The following is a 22000-nucleotide window of genomic DNA, read 5'->3' as shown; positions in this document are numbered from 1 at the left end:
GAGCTTGAGAGGATTGCGATGAAACGCGCCATGATCGTCTGGGGCGGCTGGGAGGGGCATGAGCCCGAGCCGGGCGCCGCTTATGTCGCCGCGATGCTGCGGGACGAGGGCTTCGAGGTCCGGGTCGAGGGCGACATCGACGCCTTCGCCGACCCCGCCGTGCGCGAGATGGACCTGATCGTGCCGTGTATCACCCGCGCCGCCATCGGCAAGGAGCCGCTCGACAACCTGCTGGCCGCGGTCCAGGGCGGGGTGGGGATCGCCGGCTATCACGGCGGCCTGGCCGGGTCGTTCCGCGAGGCGGTGGGCTTCCACTTCATGGCCGGCTGCCAATGGGTGGCGCATCCCGGCGGCATCATCCCGTTCCGGGTCGAGGTCACCCGGCCGGACGACCCGGTCATGGACGGGATCGGCGACTTCGACTACCGGTCGGAACAGTATTTTCTGCATGTCGACCCGGCGGTGGAGGTGCTGGCCACCACCACCTTCTCGGGCGAGCACGCTCCCTGGATCGACGGCGTCACCATGCCGGTCGTCTACAAGAAGCACTATGGCGCCGGGCGGGTGTTCTACACCGCGCTGGGCCATGTGGTGCGCGAGTTCGAACACCCGCAGATGCGCGAGATCCTGCGCCGCGGCCTGCTCTGGGCATCCCGATGACCGATACGACCGCCGACCGCATCCGCGCCAATCCGCTGGCCAACCGGGCCGACGTCCAGCGCCTGCTGCGCGACCTGACCGCGCCCCTCGAATCCGGCTTCAGCGCCGGCCGCGCCCAGATCCGCCTGGGCCTGGACTCCGCCCATTTCAACCGCAAGGCGCAGTGGTTCGAGGGCTATGCCCGGCCGCTCTGGGGCCTGGCGCCGCTGCATGCCGGCGGCGGCGGCTTCGACTTCTGGGACAAGTTCCGCGAAGGCCTGGCCAGCGGCAGCGACCCCGACCATCCGGAGTACTGGGAGGCGGTCACCGACATGGACCAGCGCTCGGTCGAGATGGCGGCGCTCGGCTTCGCCCTGGCGCTGGCGCCGGACAAGCTGTGGGACCCGCTGCCGGACGCGGCGAAGCGCCGGGCGGCCGAATGGCTCGGCGGCATCCAGTCGGTGCAGATGGCCGACAACAACTGGCACTTCTTCCCGGTCATGGCCGGGCTGGGGCTGGAGCGGGTGGGCGTCGCCATCGACACCGCCTCGCGCGACCGCCACCTGGCCCGGATCGATGCGTTCATCGGCGCCGAGGGCTGGTACGGCGATGGCGAGGGCGGCTGGATCGACCACTACAACGGCTTCGCGCTGCATTTCTACGGGCTGATCTACGCCACCCATCGGGCGGAGCAGGACCCGGCGCGGGCGCAGGCCTATCGCGACCGCGCCACAGCCTTCGCCCAGGGCTTCGGCCATTGGTTCGGGGCCGACGGCGCGGCGCTGGCGATCGGCCGGTCGCTGACCTACCGCTTCGCCATGGCCGGGTTCTGGGGTGCCTTGGCCTATGCCGGGGTCGAGGCGCTGCCCTGGGGCCAGATCCGCGGCTTGTGGGCCCGGCAGATCCGCTGGTGGATGCAGCAGCCTATCCTCGACGCCGCCGGCCGCCTGCCGGTCGGCTATCGCTGGCCGAACTACCTGATGAGCGAGGAGTACAACTCCCCCGGCTCGCCCTACTGGGCGTTCAAGGCCTTCCTGCCGCTGGCCCTGCCGGACAGCCACCCGTTCTGGACGGCGCGGGAGGAGGATCTCGACGCGCCGGACGGCACCGCCACGTTGCGCGGCGCCTCGATGGTGGTGCGGCGCAGCGGCGGCGACGTGGTGGCGCTGCCGGCCGGCCCCGTGCGCATGGAGATGCGCGGCTCGGTCGATAAATACGGCAAGCTGGCCTATTCCTCGCGCTTCGGCCTGGCGGTCGAGGGCGACCGCTGGCTGGGGCACGGCTTCTGCGGCGACAACATCCTGGCGGTCAGCCGCGACGGGCAGGAGTTCCGGGCCCGCGGCGCGCTCACCGCCTCCCGCGTCGGCGACGGCTGGATCGAGACCGTCTGGCAGCCCATGGCCGGGGTCAAGGTGACGACGCTGCAGGGCTTCGCCGGCGACTGGGAGCTGCGGCTGCACCGCATCGCCGCCGATGCGCCGCTGGCGGTGATCGAGAGCGGCCACGCGGTGCCGGCGCACAGCCGCACCCGGGGCAAGCTGAAGCAGGCCTTCGACATCCGGGCTCCGGGGCCGCAGGGCCTGACCATCGCGGTCGCCGACGGCCACGCCTCCAGCCTGGCCGATCTCGGCGGGCTGCGCCGCGCGGTCGAGGCGGATGTGGCGCCGAACACCCATCTGGTGTTCCCGCAGGCCTCGGTGCCGGCCCTGGTCGGCCGGATCGGCGCCGGCGAGACGCTGCTGGTCACCCTGGCGCGGCCGACCTATGGCGTGGACCTGGGTGCGCTGGCGGCATCGTTGCCCTCGGCCGACGACCTCAGTGCGCTCGCCGAGGCCGCCGGCTGGAACGCCGCGATCCTCGACTGGGCGACCGTGCCCCGCCTGGAGGTGAGCAGCAAGCCGGTGGCGGAGTGGGGGTGAGGGGAGATCCTACTCCAATTTCCTGATCGTCATCCCGGGCGCGGCGCAGCACGCAGTGATGCGCTGCAGACCCGGGATCTCTCGCAGGACCGCATCGAGATCCCGTGTCTGCGCAGCGGCACTTTGCGCCGCACGCGCACAGGACCACGGTCAAAGGGATGAAGGGTTAGCCTCAGACCCTTGGCGCGGCCTGCAGGCGGCCGCCGGCCAGGGCGGTCAGGTGCAACTCGCTCAAGGACCGGGGGTCGAACAGCAGCGCCGTCTTCTCGTCGCGGCTGAGGGCGCCGGTGGCGAGCGTGCCCGGGCCGCCGGCGGTCAGCTTGCGCCGCGCCGCCTCGACCAGCTTCGGATCCTCGCGCCCAGCCTCGGGCGACCCGGTCAGAAGCGTCATGTGGATGGCGTTGGCCAGCGGGTCGCGGATCACCATCCCCAGCCCGTCCTCGACCGGCCGGGTGGTGGCGGAGAGCTGGTCGCCCAGGGCCGCCGCCTCGACCACGATCTGCGGCTTCTGCCGCTCCTCCGGCGTCACCAGCAGGCCGAGCTTGCGGGCCCAGACGCCTGTGGAATGGCGCGAGGTGATCACCGACAGCGGGATCGACAGCAGCAGGCCGATCACCAGCGGCGACAGCCAGGCCAGCATCGACGGCGAGATCCACAGCGCCACCACGCCCAGCACCGCGCCGAAGATGGTGTGCCCGCGATGCATCTGCACCGCATCGGCCCAGGTCGTGCCGCGATCGTCGCGCGACTGCGTGCCCCAGCCGGAATCGCGGCCGAGGAAGGCCTGCAGCACGAAGCTGGAGTGGAACAGCATCATCACCGGCGCCTGGAAGATCGAGAAGAAGGTCTCGAACAGCAGGCTCAGCAGCGCCCGGAAGGCGCCGCCATAGCCGGCGGCCAGGCGGCGGTCGAACAGCAGCAGCGTCCAGCCGAAGATCTTCGGCGCCATCAGCATCAGGAAGGAAATGACCAGCAGGCGCACCGCCAGCGTCTGGTCCTGCACCGGCCAGACCGGGAACAGCGCCTCGCCCTGCGGGAAATAGACCGGGATCTCCAGCTTGTGCTCCAGCGCCGTCAGCATGCCGACGCAGATGAAGATCAGCCACAGCGGCGAGGAGACGTAGCTCATAACCCCCATCGCCATGTGCTGGCGCGAGAGGGGATGCAGCCCGCGCGCCACCAGGACGCGCAGATGCTGCATGTTGCCCTGGCACCAGCGCCGGTCGCGCTTGGCGTGATCGATCATCGTCGGCGGGCATTCCTCGTAGCTGCCGCCGAGCTCCGGCACCAGCCAGGCGGTCCAGCCGTTGCGCCGGATCAGCGCCGCCTCGACGAAGTCGTGCGACAGGATGTGGCCGCCGAAGGGCGGGCGGCCCGACAGGATCGGCAGGCCGCAGCTCTCGATGAAGGCGCGGGTGCGGATGATCGCGTTGTGGCCCCAGTAATTGCCGTCGCCGAGCTGCCAGAAGGCCAGGCCGGCGCCGACGATCGGGCCGTACAGCGCGCCGGCGAATTGCTGCATCCGGGCCCACAGCGTGTTGCGGTTCACCACCAGCGGCGGCGCCTGGATGATGCCGGCGCGTGGGTTGGCCTGCATCAGCCGGGCCATGGTGACCAGCGTGTCGCCCGCCATCAGGCTGTCGGCGTCCAGCACCACCATGAAATCGTAGCGGGCGCCCCAGCGGGTGCAGAAATCGGCGATGTTGCCGGCCTTCTTGGCAACATTGTGCCGGCGCTTGCGATAGAAGATGCGGCCGCTGCCGTCGGTGCGGCGGCACAGGGCGCTCCAGCCGATCTCCTCCGCCACCCAGGTGTCCGGGTTGGTGGTGTCGCTCAGGATGAAGATGTCGAAGGCGTCGAGATGGCCGGTCCGCGCCAGGCTGTCATGGATCGCCTGCAGGTTGGCGTAGATGCCGGTCGTGTCCTCGTTGTAGATCGGCATCAGCACGGCGGTGCGGCTGCGCAGCGGCGCCACCGCCTCCGCCCCCTGCGGCCACACCAGGCCGGGCTGGCCCCAGCGCAGCAGCAGCGTCAGGAAGCCGGGCAGGGCGGTCCAGAAGGATAGCGCGATCCAGGAAAAGTTGATGGCGAACATCACCACCAGGGCCAGCTCCAGCCCGGTGACGCCGCCGACCGACAGGAAGCGGTAGAGGGCGAAGGCGGCCGCCAGGGTCGAAAGCCCGGTCGCGCCGAAGACGGCTAGGCGGCGCCAGCGAGCCGCGGAGGCGTAGGACGCCGCTTCGAGTCCGGTCATCGGCTAGGAGATCGCCTTTCCGTCAGGCCGGGCGCCGTTCGGCGGCCTCGGGCGACCACCAGCCGAAGATGCGCTTCAGCGGCTCGCCGGCCCAGACCGGGTCGAGCGGCTGGTCCAGCATCGGTGTCGGCTTGGCGCGCGGCACCGGCACCGGCGACACCCGGCGCAGGGCCTGCTCCATCGCCTGGGGCAGTGGCTCCTCGGACAGGAAGTGCTCGGGCCAGCGGCGGGCGGCGTCGGTCAGGAGATAGGCGGCGCGGCCGATGGTCAGGATCGCGTCGTCCTCGCGCTCGCTGCGGTTCAGCACCACGGCGAACCAGTCGGCGGTGCGCCGGCGGGCGTGGTCCAGCAGGGCGGGGGCCGGCATCGTCGACGAATCGACGTCGCAGAACGCCGTCTCGATCGCGCCGGACAGCGCGGCCGGATCGGTGAATCCCAGGCCCTGGAAGAAGGCAATGACGTTGTCAGGCATGTTGATGTTGACCGGGGTGCGTGACCCGGCTTGGGACATGGGACGATTCCGATGCGTCGTCAAGGCGTCCATTGGAAACTCCATGTTTCGGTCAGGGCATCGCTACCCTGCCGTAAGAAGCACCGAAGCTCGGCAGGATCGTCGCCGGCAGGTTTCAGATCGAAGAAAGCCCGCCAGCCGCCGAGTTCCGGATTCCGCTGTGCGACCGGGAACTGGATTTCCCCGGCAGAAGCCGTGACCACGGCCTCCAATGACGCGTCCTGCGGCAGAGAGTCAAGCGCGCCGCCCCGGAAGTCGATCACGAACTTGCGGGTATCGCTCGATTTGCTGTCGCCGCCGGACACGCCGCCGGCGCCGGTGCGGGTCGAGACCACGGCGCCGCGGTCGCTGCTGACCGGGGGATTCATGCCCCAGTGCAGCCGGTAGGACAGCTTCCATTCCTGGCCGGCGTCGACCGGCTGCTTCGGCACCCAGAAGGCGACGATGTTGTCGTGGATCTCGGCGTCGGTCGGAATCTCGACCAGCTGCACCACGCCCGGACCCCAGCCGCTCAGCGGCTCGACCCACAGGCTGGGGCGGCGCTCATACATCGCCTCCAGGTCCTGGTAGCTGGCATAGGAGCGCTGGCGCTGCATCAGCCCGAAGCCGCGCGGATTCTCGTCCATGAACGAGCTGATCAGCAGCCGCGACGGGTTGCGCAGCGGCCGCCAGATCCATTCGCCGGCGCCGGACCACATCGACAGCCCGTCGCTGTCATGTACCTCCGGCCGGAAGTCGTCGAAGGTCCGGTGCTCTTGCGGCCCGTACAGGAACATGCTGGTCAGCGGCGCGATGCCGAACTTCTCGATGGCATGGCGGGGATACAGAGTCGCCTCGATGTCGACCGTGGTGATTTCGCCCGGCTTGATCAGGAAGCTGTAGGCGCCGCTGACGCCAGGGCTGTCGAGCAGGGCATAGAGCCGGATCTGCTTGGCATCGGGCGCCGGGGTCTCGACCCAGAACTGGCGGAAAAGCGGGAACTCCTCGCCGCGGGTCGACCCGGTGTCGATCGCCAGACCGCGGGCGGACAGGCCGTAGATGTTCTTCTGGCCCAGGCAGCGGAAATAGCTGGCGGCCAGGAACACCGCGATCTCGTCCAGGAATTCCGGCCGGTTGATCGCGTAGTGCAGCCGGAAGCCGGCAAAGCCGAGATGGTCCGACGGGGTGTCGGGGAATGTGTTGCCGCCCAGGTCGAACAGGTCCTGTCGGTACAGCACCTCGCGCGCCTGATAGCCGTCGACCTGGAAGATGTGGACCGGCTTGTCGAACAGAGCGCCGAGATGGAAGAACTGCATCTGGAACGGCAGGTTCTCCGGCCGCCACAGTGCCTGTTCAGGCAGGAAGCGGATCGCCCGATGCTGGTCATAGCTGAGCTGGGTGATCTCCGCCGGCAGCTTCTCGTCGGGCGGCACGAAGGGCGCCTGCGACACGGTCTTGGCCCGGTCGATCAGCCAGGTCATGCTGAACGGCGTGGTCTCGCCCAGGCTGGGGGCAGCGATGGCAGGACGGCCGGGCGCGAACAGCGAAGACGCCGCCAGCGCGGTCGTTCCCATCAAGATCTGGCGTCTGGTCAGCCCCACGTCACCACCGGATTTTTGCACTGCAACATGCTGGCACAATTCATCGCGATTGTGGCGGTTCCTGGACGACCGCCACCGCACGCGGCAGCCGCTGCGCCGCGCGGCCCAAACCCTCACAACCCCCAGCCCCAGCCGCAACGCTTCTGGCGGCGCCGCCTGCAGGGATCGTCGGATCAACGCTACCTTCGTGAATTTGTTCCGACGCTACCCTAGCCGCTCTGTGTGCAGCGCAACAGCGGGCGAACCCAGGCGCAGCGGCAGGTACAGCCCTGCATTTTCACAGATTGACATGCGCAATTGGCTCGCTTCTACGGGGAGAAGGATCTGGCGAACGCGTCCCGAAACGTCGACATTGGCGCCACCGGGCCGGTCTCCGGCGGATTGAGCCCGTCGACGAAGCCCCAGTCGTGGAACCGGGCCACCAAGTCGGGGTCGCGGCTGAAGACATGCACCGGCACGTCGCGCGGCGTGCCAGGCCCGGTCACGATCGGCGCCGGCTGGTGGTCGCCCAGCACTACCATCAGCGTGTGGTCGCCCATGACACGGGCGGCGTAGTCCAGCACCGAGCGCAGCGAATAGGCCATGGACTGGCCGTACTGGTCGCGGATTCGGTCCGGGTCGCTCCACACCTCCTCCGGCGTGCCACCGCTGGCCGGCAGGCTCTTGTACAGGCTGCCGTCGCCGATCCTGCCCCAGTCGTCGACCAGGGTCGGCACCGGGGTCCAGGGCGCGTGGCTGGACACCAGCACGACCTCGCTGAACAGGGGCTTCGGCTGCTGCTGCCGCCAGCGGTCATAGGCGGCCAGCGTGTACTGGTCCGGCATCGTCACCCAGCCGAAGGGCGGGCCGGCATAGCCGAGATCGTCGGCGAACATCGTCTGGTCGAAGCCGAAGAAGCGCTTCGCCTCGGGCTCGCGGGCGGTGATCGCCGGGGCGATCAGCCCGGTGTGGTAGCCGGCCTTGGCGAACAGGCGGGTCAGGGTCATGCGCTTGCCGGTGACCAGCAGATCGTAGCGCATCTGGTCGTCGATCTGCATGCCGCTGGCCAGAGTCGCGTGCGCCAGCCAGGACTGGCCGCCGCGGGTCGGCGAAGCCAGCCAGCCGGAAGCGGTGTACACCCCGGCGGCGGCCAGCTTCGGCGCCATCTCGGCCAGCGCCGCCTTGGGCAGGGTGTCGAAGCGGGAATCCTCCAGCGCGCTGCGGCCATAGGATTCGAGGAAGACGACGGTGACGTCGGCGCCACCCAGCCCGCCCAGCGGCGTCCTGGACACCCCGCCGACCAGCGGGTCCACCGCCTCCTCGGCCCGGAACCGGCTCTCCATGAAGAGGGCCGGGACCAGGCGGCGGATCTGGTCGGCGACCATGAAGCTGGCGGTGTCGTTCATCGGGCGGGCCGGACCATAGGCATCGGGCACGGCCTGGCCGACGGCGAAGACCAGGATGGCCAGCGCCGCCAGGCCGCCGGCGACGCCGCGCCCGGTGGTGGAGGCACTGAGGGCTTGCTGCACCTGCCGCACCGACCGGGCCGTCGCCCGCCAGATGCACCAGCCGGCGACTGCCGCCCCCAGGGCGATGCCGATCAGGCCGACGGCGCCGAGCACCCCGTTCGCCAGATGCATGCCGTTGACCAGCAGCAGCCGGTCGACATAGAGGCTGACCGGCCGGCCGAAGGAGAGTTGGGTGACGAGGTCGGCCAGCTTGATCGCGGCGACCAGCAGGCCGAGGCCGCCGAGGATGCCGGCGAAGCCGCGCGACCGCCGCAGCGGCGGCGACAGGACCAGGGCGGCGACCAGCACCGCAAGCTCGACCGGGACCGAGGCCAGGCCGTAGATCTGCCAGCCATCCGGGGCCGACGGCACGCCCAGCAGCAGCACCAGCCACAGCAGCGCCACGGCCAGGCGCAGCCCGCCCAAAAGCGGGGTGAAGCGGGTGCGGGGGCGGGGCAGGGTGGTGTCGGTGGCGGCCATGGGGCGAGACGATGGCACAGCTTCCCGTGGCGATCGGATGAATTCTCCGCAATCTCGGAATACACCCTGGTGCCGGACCGGTATCGGCGCGATAACCAGACCGAGATTCGACCGTGCGATGCCCGACGACAGACCCGCCGCCCCGACCGCAGAGACCATCCGGCTCGCCACGTCCGACGACGTGTCGCGGCTGCTGGAGATCGAGTCCCGAGCCTTCGATCATGACCGCCTGAGCCGGCGCAGCTTCCTGCACCTGCTGACCCGAGGCCACGCAGTCTGCCTGGCGGCGGAGGCGGGGGGGCGGCTGCTCGGCTATGCCCTGGTGCTGCTGCGCCGGACCACGGCACTGGCCCGGCTCTACTCTCTCGCGGTCGATCCGGACATGCGCGGCCGCGGCCTCGGCGCCCGGCTGCTGGAGGCGGCGGAGCGGGCGGCGCACGACGAGGGCGCCCTGTTCCTGCGGCTCGAGGTGCGGCCGGACAACGCCAAGGCGATCGCGCTCTACGAGTCGCGCGGCTACCGCCATTTCGGGCGCTATCTCGACTTCTACGAGGATCATGCCGACGCACTGCGTTTCGAGAAGCGGCTCGGCGCTGAGGACCCGCCGCAGATCGACCTGCACGTGCCCTATTACGCGCAGACCACCAACTTCACCTGCGGGGCCGCGACGCTCCTGATGGCGCTGAAGACGCTGGACCCGGAGACGGAGCTGAGCCGGGCGCGCGAGCTGCGGCTGTGGCGCGAGGCGACGACGATCTACATGACCTCGGGCCATGGCGGCTGCGACCCCTACGGCATGGCGCTGGCGGCGCATGACCGCGGCGTCCGGGCGCGGATCTTCGTCAGCGACGAATCGATCCTGTTCCTCGACGGCGTGCGCAGCCCCGACAAGAAGGCGGTGATGACGGTGGTGCAGGAAGATTTCCGTACCCGCTGCGCCCGCCGCCGTATCGAGGTCGAGCACCGTGCCCTCGGATTGCCCGAAATGTGCGCCCTGATCAGCGAAGGCGCGATTCCGATCGTGCTGATCAGCTTGTTCCGGGGCTATGGCGAAAAAAATCCGCACTGGGTGGTCGCAAACGGCTTCGACGAGCGTTTCATCTATGTGCACGACCCCTGGGTCGCCGTGACGGAGATGGAGAGCGCCTCGACCAAGGCCAATCTCCCGATCCCGCGCCGGGAATTCGAGCGCATGGCCCGCTACGGCCGCACCCAACTCAGGGCCGCGGTCGTGCTCAGCAGGAAGGCCCAATGAGCGGTTGGATCATCGTCGTCGACCGTATCGGTGACTTCAAGGGCGACCCGGACGGCCGCCAGCTCATCACCACCCGGGACTACATCGCCCGGCCGCAGGCGATCAAGGGAGGGGACGCGAAGGTCATCAACCTGTCGCGCTCCACCGCCTACATGACCCGGGGCTACTACGTCTCGCTGTTGGCCGAGGCCCGCGCCCACCGGGTCATCCCGATGGTCGAGACCATCCTCGATCTCGGCCAGAAGACGCTCTACAAGATCGCCCTGCCGGACCTGGAGGACGACCTCAACCGCCGGATCAAGCGGCTGGCCCCGCCGCCGGGCGGCCCATTCAAGCTGATCATCAGTTTCGGCCGCGCCGATGACGACCGGTTCCAGGATTTCGGCCGCCGGGTGTTCGACTGGTTCCGCGCGCCGATCCTCGAGGTCAAGGTCCGCTTCACCGACCGCTTCCGCATCGCCTCGATCGGCGAGCTCTCGATCTCCGACATCGAGGGCGAGACCGAGGCCTTCTTCTACGAGACGCTCGACCTCTACACCCGCCAGAGCTGGCGCAACCCGAAGGAGAACAAGCCGGCGAAATACACCCTCGCCGTCCTGTTCAACCCGAAGGAGGAATTCGCGCCCTCGACCCAGCGTTCGCTGCTGAAGCTCGCCCGCGTGGCCGAGACCATGGACATGGAGGTCGAGCTGATCGAGAAGAAGGACCTGCTGCGCCTGGCCGAATACGACGCGCTGTTCATCCGCGAGACAACGGCGATCGACAACCACACCTTCCGCTTCGCCCGAAGGGCGGAGCAGGAAGGCATGCCGGTGATCGACGACAGCACCTCGATCCTGCGCTGCGGCAACAAGGTCTACCTCTACGAACTGCTGACCGCGAACAAGATCCCGACGCCGAAGACCGTGGTGGTCGACAGCCTGAAGAACGTCGAGCGGGTGGAGGAAGAGTTCTCCTACCCGATCGTGCTGAAGATCCCGGACGGGTCCTTCAGCCGCGGCGTGTTCAAGGCCAATGACCGGCGCGAGCTGGAGCAGATGGCCGAACAGCTGCTGGACGATTCCGACGTCATCCTGGCACAGGAGTTCATGCCGACGGACCATGACTGGCGGGTCGGTGTGCTGGACGGCGAGCCGCTGTTCGTCTGCCAGTATATGATGGCGAAGAAGCACTGGCAGATCGTCCGCCACTCCGCCGACGGCAAGGTCGGCTGGGGCAACTTCAAGACCTTCGCCCTCGACGAGGTGCCGGCCGAGGTGCTGGACGTCGCCGTGCGCGCGGCCAGGCTGATCGGCGACGGGCTCTACGGCGTCGACCTGAAGCAGACCGAGAAGGGCGTGTTCGTGATCGAGATCAACGACAACCCCAATCTCGACCATGGCTGCGAGGATCTGGTCGCCAAGGACGATCTGTGGCGGCGGATCTGCCGCTGGTTCATCGACCGCATCGACGCCGGCTGACCCGGCCGGGCGGAGGGGAGGGGGAATGGCACGTCGCGCATGGCTTCCGCTGGTCCTGGTCCTGGCCGGCATCGGTCCCGCCTGGGCCGACGGCACGCTTTCGGGCAAGCTGTCGGCCGATGACCGGCAGCGGCTCGAAACCTTCGACTCCGTGCGCGGCGAGGCGATCGGCGCCGCCCGCGAGAGCGACGACAAGGCGGCACTGGCCACGCTGGGCCAGATCCTGTCCGGCAAGCCGGAGACGGTCCGCGGCGCCACCGACCTCGCCGGCGACTGGCGCTGCCGGGTGGCGAAGCTGGGCGGCAACCTGCCGCTCGTGGTCTATGACTGGTTCCGCTGCCGGATCACCGACGACGCGGCCGGGCTGCGGCTCGACAAGGTCTCCGGCTCGCAGCGCACCGCCGGCACCTTCTACGACGACGCCAATGCCGAGCGGCTGACCTATGTCGGTTCGGCCTATTACGGCTATGAGGGCAAGCCGAAGCCCTATGGCCGCGACGCGGAGCGCGACCAGGTCGGCTATCTGGTCCGGGTCGGGCCCGACCGGCTGCGGCTCGAATTCCCGTCGCCGCGCTTCGAATCCCAGTTCGATATCATGGAGCTCGAGCGCGCCCGCTGACGATCCCGATCGATGCGGCTGTCGCTTCGTTGCATGTGGGCCCTATCATCGGCCGAAATCGGCTGAAGGTCTGTCCCGCCATGCGTCGCCTTGTGACCCTGTTCGTCCTCCTGCTCGGGCTGGGCGCCGCCGCTCCCGCCCTGGCCCAGGCACCGGCCCAGCCCAGCCCGGACAAGCTGCGCAGTCTGGCCGAGCTGCTGCAGGATCCGGAGATCCGTGGCTGGCTGCAGGCCCAGGTCGCGGCGCCCGCCGCGGCCCCGGCAGAGGCCGGGCCGGTGGCCGCCCCGGCGATGGCGGCGGGGATGCAGCAGGGCATGGCCGGCGGCATCGAGGCGACGCGCGGCTTCCTGCGGTCGCTGATCGCCGCCTCTCCGACGCTGCCGGCAGAGCTCGCCGCCGCCTGGCGGACCCTGACGGGGCAACTGATGGAGCGGGGGCTGGCCTGGACGGTCCTGTCCCTGGCCGTGTTCATCGGCCTCGGCTTCGGCGCCGAGAAGCTGTACTGGCGCCTGTCCGCCCGGTTCCGGCGGCGTCTGATCGGCACCCAGCTCGACACCCTGCACGGCCGGCTGCAGGCGGTGTGGCTGCGCTCGGTCTACGGGCTCGGCCTGATCTTCGCCTTCGCCCTCGGCAGCATCGGCGCCTTCCTGCTGTTCGACTGGCCGCCGCTGCTGCAGGAGATCGTGCTGTCCTACCTGCTGCTGGTGCTGATCGTGCGGGTGACGCTGGTGCTGGGCCGCATCATCCTGGCGCCGGGGGCGGAGAAGTTCCGGCTGGTGCCGATGGCGACGCCGACCGCGCATTACTGGTTCATCTGGTCGGCGATCCTGGTCGGCTGGTTCTTCTTCGTGCAGTTCACCCTAGGCGTGCTGGCGATGCTGGGGCTGCGGCTGGAATCCTGGTACCTGGTCGGGCTGGCCTGCGGCGTGGTGCTGCTGGGGCTGACCCTGACCGCGCTGTGGCGCGCCCCGACCTTCGACGGCCGCGACCGCATCGGCCATGACCACCGGATCGGCACCTGGCTGCTGACCCTCTACATCGTCGGGGTGTGGCTGGCGCTGTTCACCGGCTCGGTCGCGCCGTTCTATGTCGGCGTCATCCTGCTGCTGCTGCCGATCGCCATCCGCGGCACCCATCTCGCGGTCAAGCATGTGCTGCGCCCGCCGGGAGCGGCGGCGGCGGAGGAGGTGCCGTCGATGCTGGCAGTGTCGCTCGAGCGCGGGCTGCGCGCCCTGCTGGTGATCGGCGGGGCGCTGACGATCGCCGGCGTGCTCGGCCTCGACCTCAGCACCCTGACCATGCGCGACACGCTGGCGACGCGGTTGCTGCGCGGCGCGATCAACGCCGCGATCGTGTTCCTGGTGGCGGATTTCGCCTGGCACCTGCTGCGCGCCTGGCTGGACCAGCGCATCGTCGCCGCCAACACGGCCGGGCTCGGCTCCGGCGACGACGCTCGGCGCAGCGCCCGGCTGCGCACCCTGCTGCCGATCCTGAAGAACGTGCTGTTCGTGGTGCTGGCGGTGATGGCCGGGCTGATCGCCCTGGCGGCGCTGGGGGTGGAGATCGGGCCGCTGGTCGCCGGCGCCGGGGTGGTCGGCCTCGCCGTCGGCTTCGGCGCCCAGACCCTGGTGAAGGACGTCATCTCCGGCATGTTCTTCCTGTTCGACGATGCCTTCCGCATCGGCGAGTACATCGAGAGCGGCAGCATCCGCGGCACGGTGGAGGGGTTCTCGCTGCGCTCGCTCAAGCTGCGCCACCACCGCGGCGCGCTGCACACCATCCCGTTCGGCGCGCTGGACAAGATCACCAACTACTCGCGCGACTGGGTGATCGACAAGATGACGGTCTCGGTCACCTACGACACCGACCTCGACCGCATCAAGCCGATCGTCAAGGAGATCGGCAAGACGCTGCTGGCCGATCCCGAGATGGCGCCGCACATCCTGGAGACGCTGAAGATGCAGGGGGTGGAGCAGTTCGGCGACTTCGCCGTCCAGATCCGGCTGAAGATGATGACCAAGCCGGGCGAGCAGTTCGTGATCCGGCGCCGGGCCATGGCGATGCTCAAGAAGGCCTTCGACGCCAACGGCATCGCCTTCGCCTTCCCAACCGTCACCGTCGCCGGCGGCGGGGCGGCTGCGACCTCGGCCGTGGCCCAGCACGCGCTGGACCGGGCCAAGCCGGCGGGGGAGGCGGGGTAGGGGCGCTCGGCTCCAGCTGACGGTTACTCCTCGTCGTTATCGGGTTCGGGATTTCCGTAGATATCGAAGTCGAGGATCAGGCCCCGGGAGCCGACCAGCACCAGGGTCTCGGGCTGGAGCTCGATCCCTTCGTTGGACTTGTCGAGGAACAGGCCGCAGAAGATGTCGGCCTGGAAGCGGGCCGACAGGTCCCGCCACACAGCGAGGTCCTGGCTCAGGGGCGACAGCAGCTCGGCGATCTGACCGTCGAGATCGCCGGGGCTCCGTTTCTCCGTCCAGAGACGCCAGGAGCCGGTGCGCTCAACCTTCTCGGCTTGGGCGCCCCTGCTCCAGTAGCTCTCTCCCTTTCTGCGGCCGATGCTCGGCTCTGATCCGAGCAGGCGGGTCAGCTTTTCCGGATCGAGGTCGTCACCGAAGAACCGCAGCGAGGCGGCGGATTCGCTCAGCCGGGCCATGTCCGGCGCTCTCGTCTGGCGGTTCGCATATCCTGGGGACGCAGCGTCGCGGGCATCCTCAGAAGAACGTTGGCCGGGCGCTGGCGGAATGCTCCTTCAGCACGGCGTTGCTGGCCGGGTCGATCTCCTTCAGCAGCACGTCGTAGCCCCACAGGTCGGCCAGATGCTGCAGCACCTGCCTGGTGTCGCTCTCGGCCAGCAGGATGCCGTTGACGACGCTGTGATGCACGATCAGGCGGCGGTCGCCGGCGAGGTCGACATCCACCACCTGGACGTCCGGATCGACCCAGGCGACATCGTAGTGCCGGGCCAGCGCCCGGCGGATCCGGCGGTAGCCGCCCTCGTCGTGGATCGCGTCGACCCGCAGCTCCGGCTGGCCGGAATCATCCAGCAGGTGGAACATCCGCCACTGCCGGATCAGCCGGGGGCTGAGGAACTGCGAGACGAAGCTCTCGTCGCGATAGTTCGCCCAGACATCCTGCAGCACGCCGGCGGCGTCGCCCTTCCCGGCGATGTCCGGGAACCATTCGCGGTCCTCGTCGGTCGGGTCGACGACGATCCGCTCGATGTCCTGCATCATCCCCAGGCCGAGGGCGTAGGGGTTGATGCCGTTGTAGTGCTGGTCGTTGAATTCCGGCTGGTACACGACGTTGGTGTGCGACTGCAGGAACTCCAGGAAGGCGCCGTCGTTCAGGGCGCCCTGCTCGTGCAGCGTGGTCATGATCTTGTAGTGCACCCAACAGGCGCAGCCCTCGTTCATCACCTTGGTCTGCGACTGCGGGTAGAAATACTGCGCCACCAGCCGGACGATGCGCAGCAGCTCGCGCTGCCAGGGCTGCAGCCGCGGCGCCGATTTCTCCAGGAAGTAGAGGATGTTCTCCTGCGGCAGCTCCAGCAGGGCGCGGCGGCGTTCCTCGCTCAGCACCGGCCCGGAGGACTTGGCCGGCGCGTTCGGCAGGGTCCGCCACAGGTCGTTGAACACCTCTTCCTGATACTGCAGGCGCTCCTTGGCCCGCCGCTCCTCGGTCTTCAGGTCCGGCCGGCGCGGCCGCGGATAGCGGTGCACGCCATGGCTCATCAGCGCATGGGCGGCGTCCAGCAGCTGCTCGACCGCCATCTGGCCGTAGCGCTCCTCGCATTGCGCGATGTAGCTCTTGGCGAATTCGAGATAGTCGAGGATGCCTTCGGCGTCGGTCCACTGCTTGAACAGGTAGTTGGTCTTGAAGAAGGTGTTGTGGCCGAAGGCGGCATGGGCGATCACCAGCGTCTGCAGGGTCGCCGTGTTCTCCTCCATGATGTAGCTGATGCAGGGGCTGGAATTAATCACCAGCTCATAGGCCAGGCCGCGCAGCCCCTTGCGGTACAGCACCTCGTTCTGGGCGAACTGCTTGCCGAAGGACCAGTGCTTGTAAAACAGCGGCATGCCGATCGAGGAATAGGCGTCCAGCATCTGCTCGGCGGTGATCACCTCGATCTGGTTGGGGTAGGTGTCGAGCTTCAGCTCCTTCGCCGTCCGTTCGACCCGGTCGTAGATCCGCTGGATGGTGCCGAAGTCCCAGTCGGTGCCGGGATAGAGCAGCGCATCATCCGCCATCATTCGGCCCCCACGCCGACGTCGCGACGCTGGAACAGCTCGCGGAACACCGGATAGATGTCGCGGCGGTGCCAGACCTTGCGCATGGCGAAGGGCGCATCGGCCTTCCGCACCCGGTCGTAGGTCTGCCACAGGTCGGTCTGCCGCGGCACCACGCCGGAGGACATCGGGTCCTCATCTCGGCCGACCTCGAGATAGGCGAAGTACTGGCACAGCGGCAGGATCCCGTCGCTCAGCAGGGCGGCGGATTTGGCGCTGTCGCTCGACAGGTTGTCGCCGTCCGAGGCCTGGGCGGCGTAGATGTTCCAGTCCTCCGGCCGGTAGCGCTGGGCGACGATCGACGCCATCATCTCGAGCGCGGTGGAGACCACCGTGCCGCCGCTCTCGGTCGAGTAGAAGAACGTCTCCTCATCCACCTCCTCGGCCTGGTGGGTGTGGCGGATGAAGACGATCTCGACATGCTTGTAGCGGCGCTTGAGGAACAGGTGCAGCAGCGCGAAGAACCGCTTCGCCAGGTCCTTCATGTGCTCGGTCATCGAGCCGGAGACGTCCATCAGGCAGAACATCACCGCCTGGGCCACCGGCTTCGGCGTTGCCTCCAGCCGGCGGTAGCGCAGGTCGACCGGGTCGATATAGGGGATGCGCCGGGTGCGCTGCAGCAGGTGGTCGAGCTGCTCCTGCAGCTGGTCGATCCTGTCCTGATCGGCGTCGGCCTCGCCCTCCAACGCCGTAATCTCGGTCTCGATATCCTTGATCTCGCCGGATTTCGGTCGGCGCAACGCGATCCGCCGGGACATCGCCCGCTGCATGGTGCGCGTCACCGCCAGGCTGGCGGGCGGGCCGCTGGTGGAATAGCCGGCGCGCCGCCAGCCGACGCTTTCGGACGCGACCAGCTTGCGCTTGGCCAGGTCGGGCAGCTCCAGGTCGTCAAGGAAGAGCTGGAGATACTCTTCCTGCGACAGCACGAAGCGGAACTCGTCCTGGCCGTCGCCGTCAGGTGCGCCCTCGCTGCCGCCACCGCCGCCGCCGCGCTTCGGCCGCTGGATGGTGTCGCCCTCGACGAACTCCTTGTTGCCGGGCAGCACATGGTCGCGCATGCCGCCGGAGCTGGAGCGGTGCAGCCGCGGCTCGTTCACGCCGGTGACCGGGATCGCGATCTCGCCGCCCTGCTCCAGATCCTTGATGCTGCGCTCACGCGAACTGTCCCGGACCGCCCTCTGCACCAGGGCTTTGGCCCGGCGCAGGAAGCGCTGGCGGTTGACGAGGCTCTTGCCGCCCGGATTGAGCCGCCGGTCGATGATGTGCATGGACATCGTGCGTCGCTTCCGACCTCCGTCCTCAGCCTGCTTGCTTCACCCGCATGTACCATTCGACCAGGCGCCGGACCTGCCGCTCGGTGTAGCCGCGGCTGACCATGCGCAGGACGAACTCCTCGTGCTTCTTCTCAGTGTCGCCGTCCTTCTTGGAGCCGAAGCTGATCACCGGCAGCAGCTCCTCCACCTGGCTGAACATCCGCCGCTCGATCACGTCGCGGATCTTCTCGTAGCTGGTCCAGCTCGGGTTGCGGCCCTCGTTCCCGGCGCGGGAGCGCAAGGCGAACTTGACCACCTCGTTGCGGAAGTCCTTCGGGTTGGCGATCCCGGCCGGCTTCTCGATCTTGGTCAGCTCCTGGTTCAGCAGGTCGCGGTTCAGCAGCTGGCCGGTGTCCGGGTCCTTGAAGTCCTGGTCCTCGATCCAGGCGTCGGCGTAGTCGACATAGCGGTCGAACAGGTTCTGGCCGTAATCGTGATATGATTCCAAATAGGCCTTCTGGATCTCATGGCCGATAAATTCGGCGTAGCGCGGCGCCAGATCGGCCTTCAGGAACTCCAGGTAGCGCTTCTCGGTCTCGGCCGGCAGCTGCTCGCGCCGCACCATCTGCTCGACCACATAGATCAGGTGCACCGGGTCGGCGGCGACCTCGCTTGTGTCGTGGTTGTAGGTCGCGGCCAGCGCCTTGAACGCGAAGCGGGTGGAGACCCCGTCCATGCCCTCGTCGACGCCTCCGGCGTCCTTGTATTCCTGCAGGCTGCGGGCGCGGGGGTCGACCTCGCGCAGGCTCTCGCCGTCATAGACCCGCATCTTGGAATAGAGGTTGGAATTCTCGTGCTCGTGCAGCCGCGACAGCACCGAGAAGCGGGCCAGCATCTCCAGCGTGCCGGGGGCGCAGGGGGCGTCCGCCAGCTTGGAGCCGCGGATCAGCTTGTCGTAGATCTTCTGCTCCTCGGTCACCCGCAGGCAATAGGGCACCTTGATCACGTAAATCCGGTCGATGAAGGCTTCGTTGTTCTTGTTGTTCTTGAAGCCCTGCCACTCGGACTCGTTGGAATGCGCCATGATGATGCCGGTGAACGGCAGGGCGCCGATGTTCTCGGTGCCGACGTAGTTGGCCTCCTGCGTCGCCGTCAGCAGCGGGTGCAGCATCTTGATCGGGGCCTTGAACATCTCGACGAATTCGAGCAGGCCCTGGTTGGCCCGGTTCAGGCCGCCGGAGTAGCTGTAAGCGTCCGGGTCGTGCTGGGGCAGGGTCTCCAGGCTGCGGATGTCGACCTTGCCGACCAGCGAGGAGATGTCCTGGTTGTTCTCGTCGCCCGGCTCGGTCTTGGCGATGCCGATCTGGCGCAGCCGCGACGGCTGCAGCCGCACCACCTTGAAGCGCGAGATGTCGCCGCCGAACTCGTCCAGCCGCTTCAGGCACCAGGGGCTGACCAGCCCGGTCAGGCGCCGGCGGGGGATGCCGTAGCGCTCCTCGAGCTCGGCACCCATCGTCTCCGGGTTGAACAGACCGAGCGGGCTCTCGAAGATCGGGCTGATGTCGTCGCCGGCCTTCAGCGCATAGATCGGATGGATCTCCATCAGCGCCTTGAGCCGTTCGGCCAGCGACGACTTGCCGCCGCCGACCGGCCCGAGCAGGTAGAGGATCTGCTTGCGCTCCTCCAGCCCCTGGGCCGCGTGCAGCAGGAAGCTGACGATCCGCTCGATCGTCTCCTCCATGCCGTAGAACTCGGAGAAGGCCGGGTAGACCCGGATGGTGCGGTTCATGAAGATCCGCCCCAGCCGGGCATCGCGAGCGGTGTCCACGATTTCCGGCTGGCCGATGGCGGCGAGCAGCCGTTCCGGCGCGCTCGCATACATCATCGGGTCGCTGCGACACCCTTTCAGGAAGTCTTCGAGCGACATCTCCGCCGCGCGGCGGGCCTCGTAGGACTTCGCATAGCTGGTGAAGAGATCGTCGGTCGGTGCCATTGCCACCCGCCAAAGGTTGGAGGATCGAGATTCACCATCCGCAGCTTCTGGACGTCTGTTTCCGGCTCATGATGCGTTGGAATTTGCGGCGAGAATCAGGTGGTTGCCGGGGTGCAGCCTCGCCGCCGCTGCTCACAGACCCGACAGGGGCTGCGCAGTTCGGACTCCGGTGAGGCGTAATATCTGGCACTACCCCTTCTCCACCGCTCGCTCTGGTTATCAATATAGGACTGAACCTGACCGATAATACTACTGCTTTGAATTTTATCTGGGCCCGGTGCCTCATTCGTCGAGGTCTTGAAGCGGCCTGCCATCCGGACCGTATGATACCGTCGATGGTACCAGGGTATGCCCAGTTCCCGAGAAAGGCGATGCGGCTTTTCGGCCGACTCGCCTTAAGCACGATATAAGCCATTTTATAATCGAGAATCGCGATTGTTTGGCTTGAAATCAGTCGCTCGACCGATCGATAAGGTGGGCATGGAGGATCGGGTGGAAGCTCCCATGGCGCTCACGGCGGCTGTGACGCCGAGTTCCCGAGTCGCATCGCTCCGGTCTTCCGGTCGCCCGTCCCGCTGCGCTGGGGTGGGCGCATGACCCTGGAGCAGCTCCGGATCTTCGTCGCGGTCGCCGAGCATCTGCATGTCACGCGTGCGGCGCAGGCGCTGAACCTGACCCAGTCGGCCGCCAGCGCCGCGGTCCAGGCGCTGGAGGCGCGCCACGCCACCAGGCTGTTCCACCGGGTCGGGCGCGGCATCGCCCTGACCGACGCCGGCGCCGCCTTCCTGCCGGAAGCGAGGGCGGTGCTGGCCCGCGCCGCTTTGGCCGAGCGCGCGCTGGACGATCTCTCGGGGCTGCGCCGCGGCGTCCTGGCGCTGCACGCCAGCCAGACCATCGGCAATTACTGGCTGCCGCCGCTGATGCACAGGTTCCGGACGGTGCATCCCGGCCTCCAGCTCGACCTCGTCATCGGCAACACCACCCAGGTGGCCGAGGCGGTGCGCGAGGGCCGGGCCGATATCGGCTTCGTCGAAGGCGACCTCGACCTTGCCGGCTTCGAGCATTCCAGCGTGCCGGGCGACCGGCTGGTGCTGGTGGTCGGCACCGGCCATCCCTGGGCTAGCGAGAGGATGGTGGCGCCGGCCCGCTTCGCCGACAGCCCCTGGGTGCTGCGCGAGCGCGGCTCCGGCACCCGCCAGGTGTTCGAATCGGCGCTCGAGCGGCTCGGGGTCGACCCCACGACGCTGCCGGTGGCACTCGAGCTGGCCAGCAACGAGGCGGTGCGGGCGGCGATCGAGGCCGGGGCCGGGGCGGGGGTGCTGTCCAGCCTCTCGGTCGAATCGGGGTTGCGCTTCGGCACGCTGCACCAGCTGGACCCGCCATTCCCGGCCCGCCGCTTCCGGGTGCTGCGCCATCCGGACCATTACCGCAGCAAGGCGGTGGAGGCCTTCCTGAAGATGCTGGAGCTGGACTAGGGCCGGCGGCGTCGCGCCGCAGACCCTCCATGCTGGATCGACATGCCGGCGGCGGGGATGGCCGTCCTAAAAGCGAGTCCATGCCCGACCGGACCCGTGCCTATGCCTCGCCCCGCGCCGCCTTCCGCGGCGGGATGCGGGACGTGCTGGGCGCACCGCTGCTGGTGCTCGGCGCCTCCTATCTCGGCTTCGGCTCGCTGGTGCGGGCCAGCGGGCTCGGCCTGCCGGTCGGGCTGCTCTCGACCCTGACCGGCTGGGCCCTGCCGGGCCAGATGGTGCTGATCGAGGCCTATGCCGTCGGCGCCTCTCTGCTGGCCATGGTCGCGGCGGTGGCGCTGGTCAATGTCCGGCTGCTGCCGATGACGCTGGTGCTGCTGCCCGGGCTGCGCGTGCCGGGCCGGCCGCGCTGGTGGGACTATGCCGCCGCCCATCTCGTCGCCGTCACCGGCTGGGTCCAGGGAATGCGGGTCTGCCCGACCCTGCCGCCGGAGCAGCGGCTGCCCTATTTCGTCGGCTTCGCCGGCATCCTGTGGGCGTCCTGCGTCGCCTGGACCGTGGTCGGCTTCTACCTGGTCACGGCGGTGCCGGCCGCGGTCTCGCTCGGCCTCGTCTTCCTCAACCCGCTCTACTTCATCCTGGTGCTGACCGCCGATCTCAGGAACCGGGCCCGGCTCGGCGCCATGGTGCTGGCGCGGCGCTGGGGCCGCCGCTGTACCGGCTCGATCCGGAATGGGGGCTGCTGGCCACCGGGCTGATCGCCGGCACCGTCGCCTTCCTGGCCGACCG

At 68.6% G+C, this 22000-nt stretch carries 16 protein-coding genes; 8 read left to right on the top strand and 8 right to left on the bottom strand.

All coding sequences use genetic code 11. The features are described 5' to 3' along the window. Positions 1 to 18 precede the first annotated feature (18 nt). Both FFK22_RS00540 and FFK22_RS00535 read left to right on the top strand, forming a co-directional pair. Positions 19 to 660, top strand: a complete 642-nt coding sequence (locus tag FFK22_RS00540) for a ThuA domain-containing protein (protein WP_138887663.1) — start codon at positions 19 to 21, stop codon at positions 658 to 660. After that, entirely contained in the window at positions 657 to 2558 is a 1902-nt protein-coding gene (locus FFK22_RS00535; protein WP_138887664.1) for a DUF2264 domain-containing protein, read from the top strand. The genes FFK22_RS00540 and FFK22_RS00535 overlap by 4 nt, the downstream gene beginning before the upstream one ends. Before the next feature lie 172 nt (positions 2559 to 2730). Here FFK22_RS00535 and mdoH read toward each other — a convergent pair whose 3' ends face one another. The 4 genes from mdoH to FFK22_RS00515 all read right to left on the bottom strand — a co-directional run bounded on the left by mdoH (position 2731) and on the right by FFK22_RS00515 (position 8870). Then, complete coding sequence (gene mdoH, locus FFK22_RS00530; RefSeq protein ID WP_138887665.1) at positions 2731 to 4812, bottom strand: glucans biosynthesis glucosyltransferase MdoH; 2082 nt, start codon at positions 4810 to 4812, stop codon at positions 2731 to 2733. A gap of 22 nt (positions 4813 to 4834) precedes the next feature. Further along, positions 4835 to 5323 (bottom strand): hypothetical protein, encoded by a 489-nt coding sequence (locus FFK22_RS00525; protein WP_138887666.1) that lies wholly within the window; start codon positions 5321 to 5323, stop codon positions 4835 to 4837. A gap of 20 nt (positions 5324 to 5343) precedes the next feature. After that, positions 5344 to 6876: a glucan biosynthesis protein gene (locus FFK22_RS00520; RefSeq protein ID WP_221938279.1), complete on the bottom strand. Its 1533-nt coding sequence runs from the start codon at positions 6874 to 6876 to the stop codon at positions 5344 to 5346. A 335-nt stretch (positions 6877 to 7211) separates the two neighbouring features. Further along, positions 7212 to 8870, bottom strand: coding sequence for a sulfatase-like hydrolase/transferase (locus FFK22_RS00515; RefSeq protein ID WP_186002235.1), 1659 nt, complete (start codon positions 8868 to 8870; stop codon positions 7212 to 7214). A 118-nt stretch (positions 8871 to 8988) separates the two neighbouring features. Here FFK22_RS00515 and FFK22_RS00510 point away from each other — a divergent pair, with 118 nt between their 5' ends. From FFK22_RS00510 to FFK22_RS00495, 4 genes are all read left to right on the top strand, one after another. Continuing rightward, positions 8989 to 10125, top strand: a complete 1137-nt coding sequence (locus FFK22_RS00510; protein ID WP_138887668.1) for a GNAT family N-acetyltransferase/peptidase C39 family protein — start codon at positions 8989 to 8991, stop codon at positions 10123 to 10125. Next, complete coding sequence (locus FFK22_RS00505; RefSeq protein ID WP_138887669.1) at positions 10122 to 11585, top strand: RimK family protein; 1464 nt, start codon at positions 10122 to 10124, stop codon at positions 11583 to 11585. The genes FFK22_RS00510 and FFK22_RS00505 overlap by 4 nt, the downstream gene beginning before the upstream one ends. A 25-nt stretch (positions 11586 to 11610) precedes the next feature. Further along, the gene (locus tag FFK22_RS00500) at positions 11611 to 12204 is read left to right on the top strand and encodes a DUF4893 domain-containing protein (protein WP_186002234.1); all 594 of its coding nucleotides are present in this window, start codon (positions 11611 to 11613) and stop codon (positions 12202 to 12204) included. Between the two features lie 80 nt (positions 12205 to 12284). After that, positions 12285 to 14405 (top strand): mechanosensitive ion channel domain-containing protein, encoded by a 2121-nt coding sequence (locus tag FFK22_RS00495; RefSeq protein ID WP_138887671.1) that lies wholly within the window; start codon positions 12285 to 12287, stop codon positions 14403 to 14405. Positions 14406 to 14428: 23 nt separating this feature from the next. On the opposite strand, the gene FFK22_RS00490 is transcribed toward FFK22_RS00495, so the two are convergent. The 4 genes from FFK22_RS00490 to FFK22_RS00475 are packed head-to-tail and all read right to left on the bottom strand — an operon-like array spanning position 14429 to position 19739. Next, complete coding sequence (locus tag FFK22_RS00490) at positions 14429 to 14860, bottom strand: DUF4279 domain-containing protein (protein WP_138887672.1); 432 nt, start codon at positions 14858 to 14860, stop codon at positions 14429 to 14431. A gap of 58 nt (positions 14861 to 14918) precedes the next feature. Beyond that, positions 14919 to 16457 (bottom strand): SpoVR family protein, encoded by a 1539-nt coding sequence (locus tag FFK22_RS00485; protein WP_138887673.1) that lies wholly within the window; start codon positions 16455 to 16457, stop codon positions 14919 to 14921. Continuing rightward, positions 16454 to 17767, bottom strand: coding sequence for a YeaH/YhbH family protein (locus FFK22_RS00480; protein WP_221938278.1), 1314 nt, complete (start codon positions 17765 to 17767; stop codon positions 16454 to 16456). Before FFK22_RS00480 ends, FFK22_RS00485 begins: the two co-directional genes overlap by 4 nt. 25 nt (positions 17768 to 17792) lie before the next feature. Continuing rightward, positions 17793 to 19739: a PrkA family serine protein kinase gene (locus FFK22_RS00475; RefSeq protein ID WP_138887674.1), complete on the bottom strand. Its 1947-nt coding sequence runs from the start codon at positions 19737 to 19739 to the stop codon at positions 17793 to 17795. A 593-nt stretch (positions 19740 to 20332) separates the two neighbouring features. Between FFK22_RS00475 and FFK22_RS00470 the strand changes: the two genes are divergently transcribed. After that, the gene (locus FFK22_RS00470) at positions 20333 to 21214 is read left to right on the top strand and encodes a LysR family transcriptional regulator (RefSeq protein ID WP_138887675.1); all 882 of its coding nucleotides are present in this window, start codon (positions 20333 to 20335) and stop codon (positions 21212 to 21214) included. An 80-nt stretch (positions 21215 to 21294) separates the two neighbouring features. Further along, the gene (locus tag FFK22_RS00465; RefSeq protein ID WP_186002233.1) at positions 21295 to 21969 is read left to right on the top strand and encodes an AzlC family ABC transporter permease; all 675 of its coding nucleotides are present in this window, start codon (positions 21295 to 21297) and stop codon (positions 21967 to 21969) included. The last annotated feature ends 31 nt before the right edge of the window (positions 21970 to 22000 follow it).

The sequence above is a fragment of the Mycobacterium sp. KBS0706 genome, from assembly GCF_005938675.2.
Lineage (GTDB): Bacteria > Pseudomonadota > Alphaproteobacteria > DSM-16000 > Inquilinaceae > Inquilinus.
The sequence above is the reverse complement of the archived record's forward strand: the minus strand, read 5'-3'. Positions and strand labels throughout refer to the sequence as shown.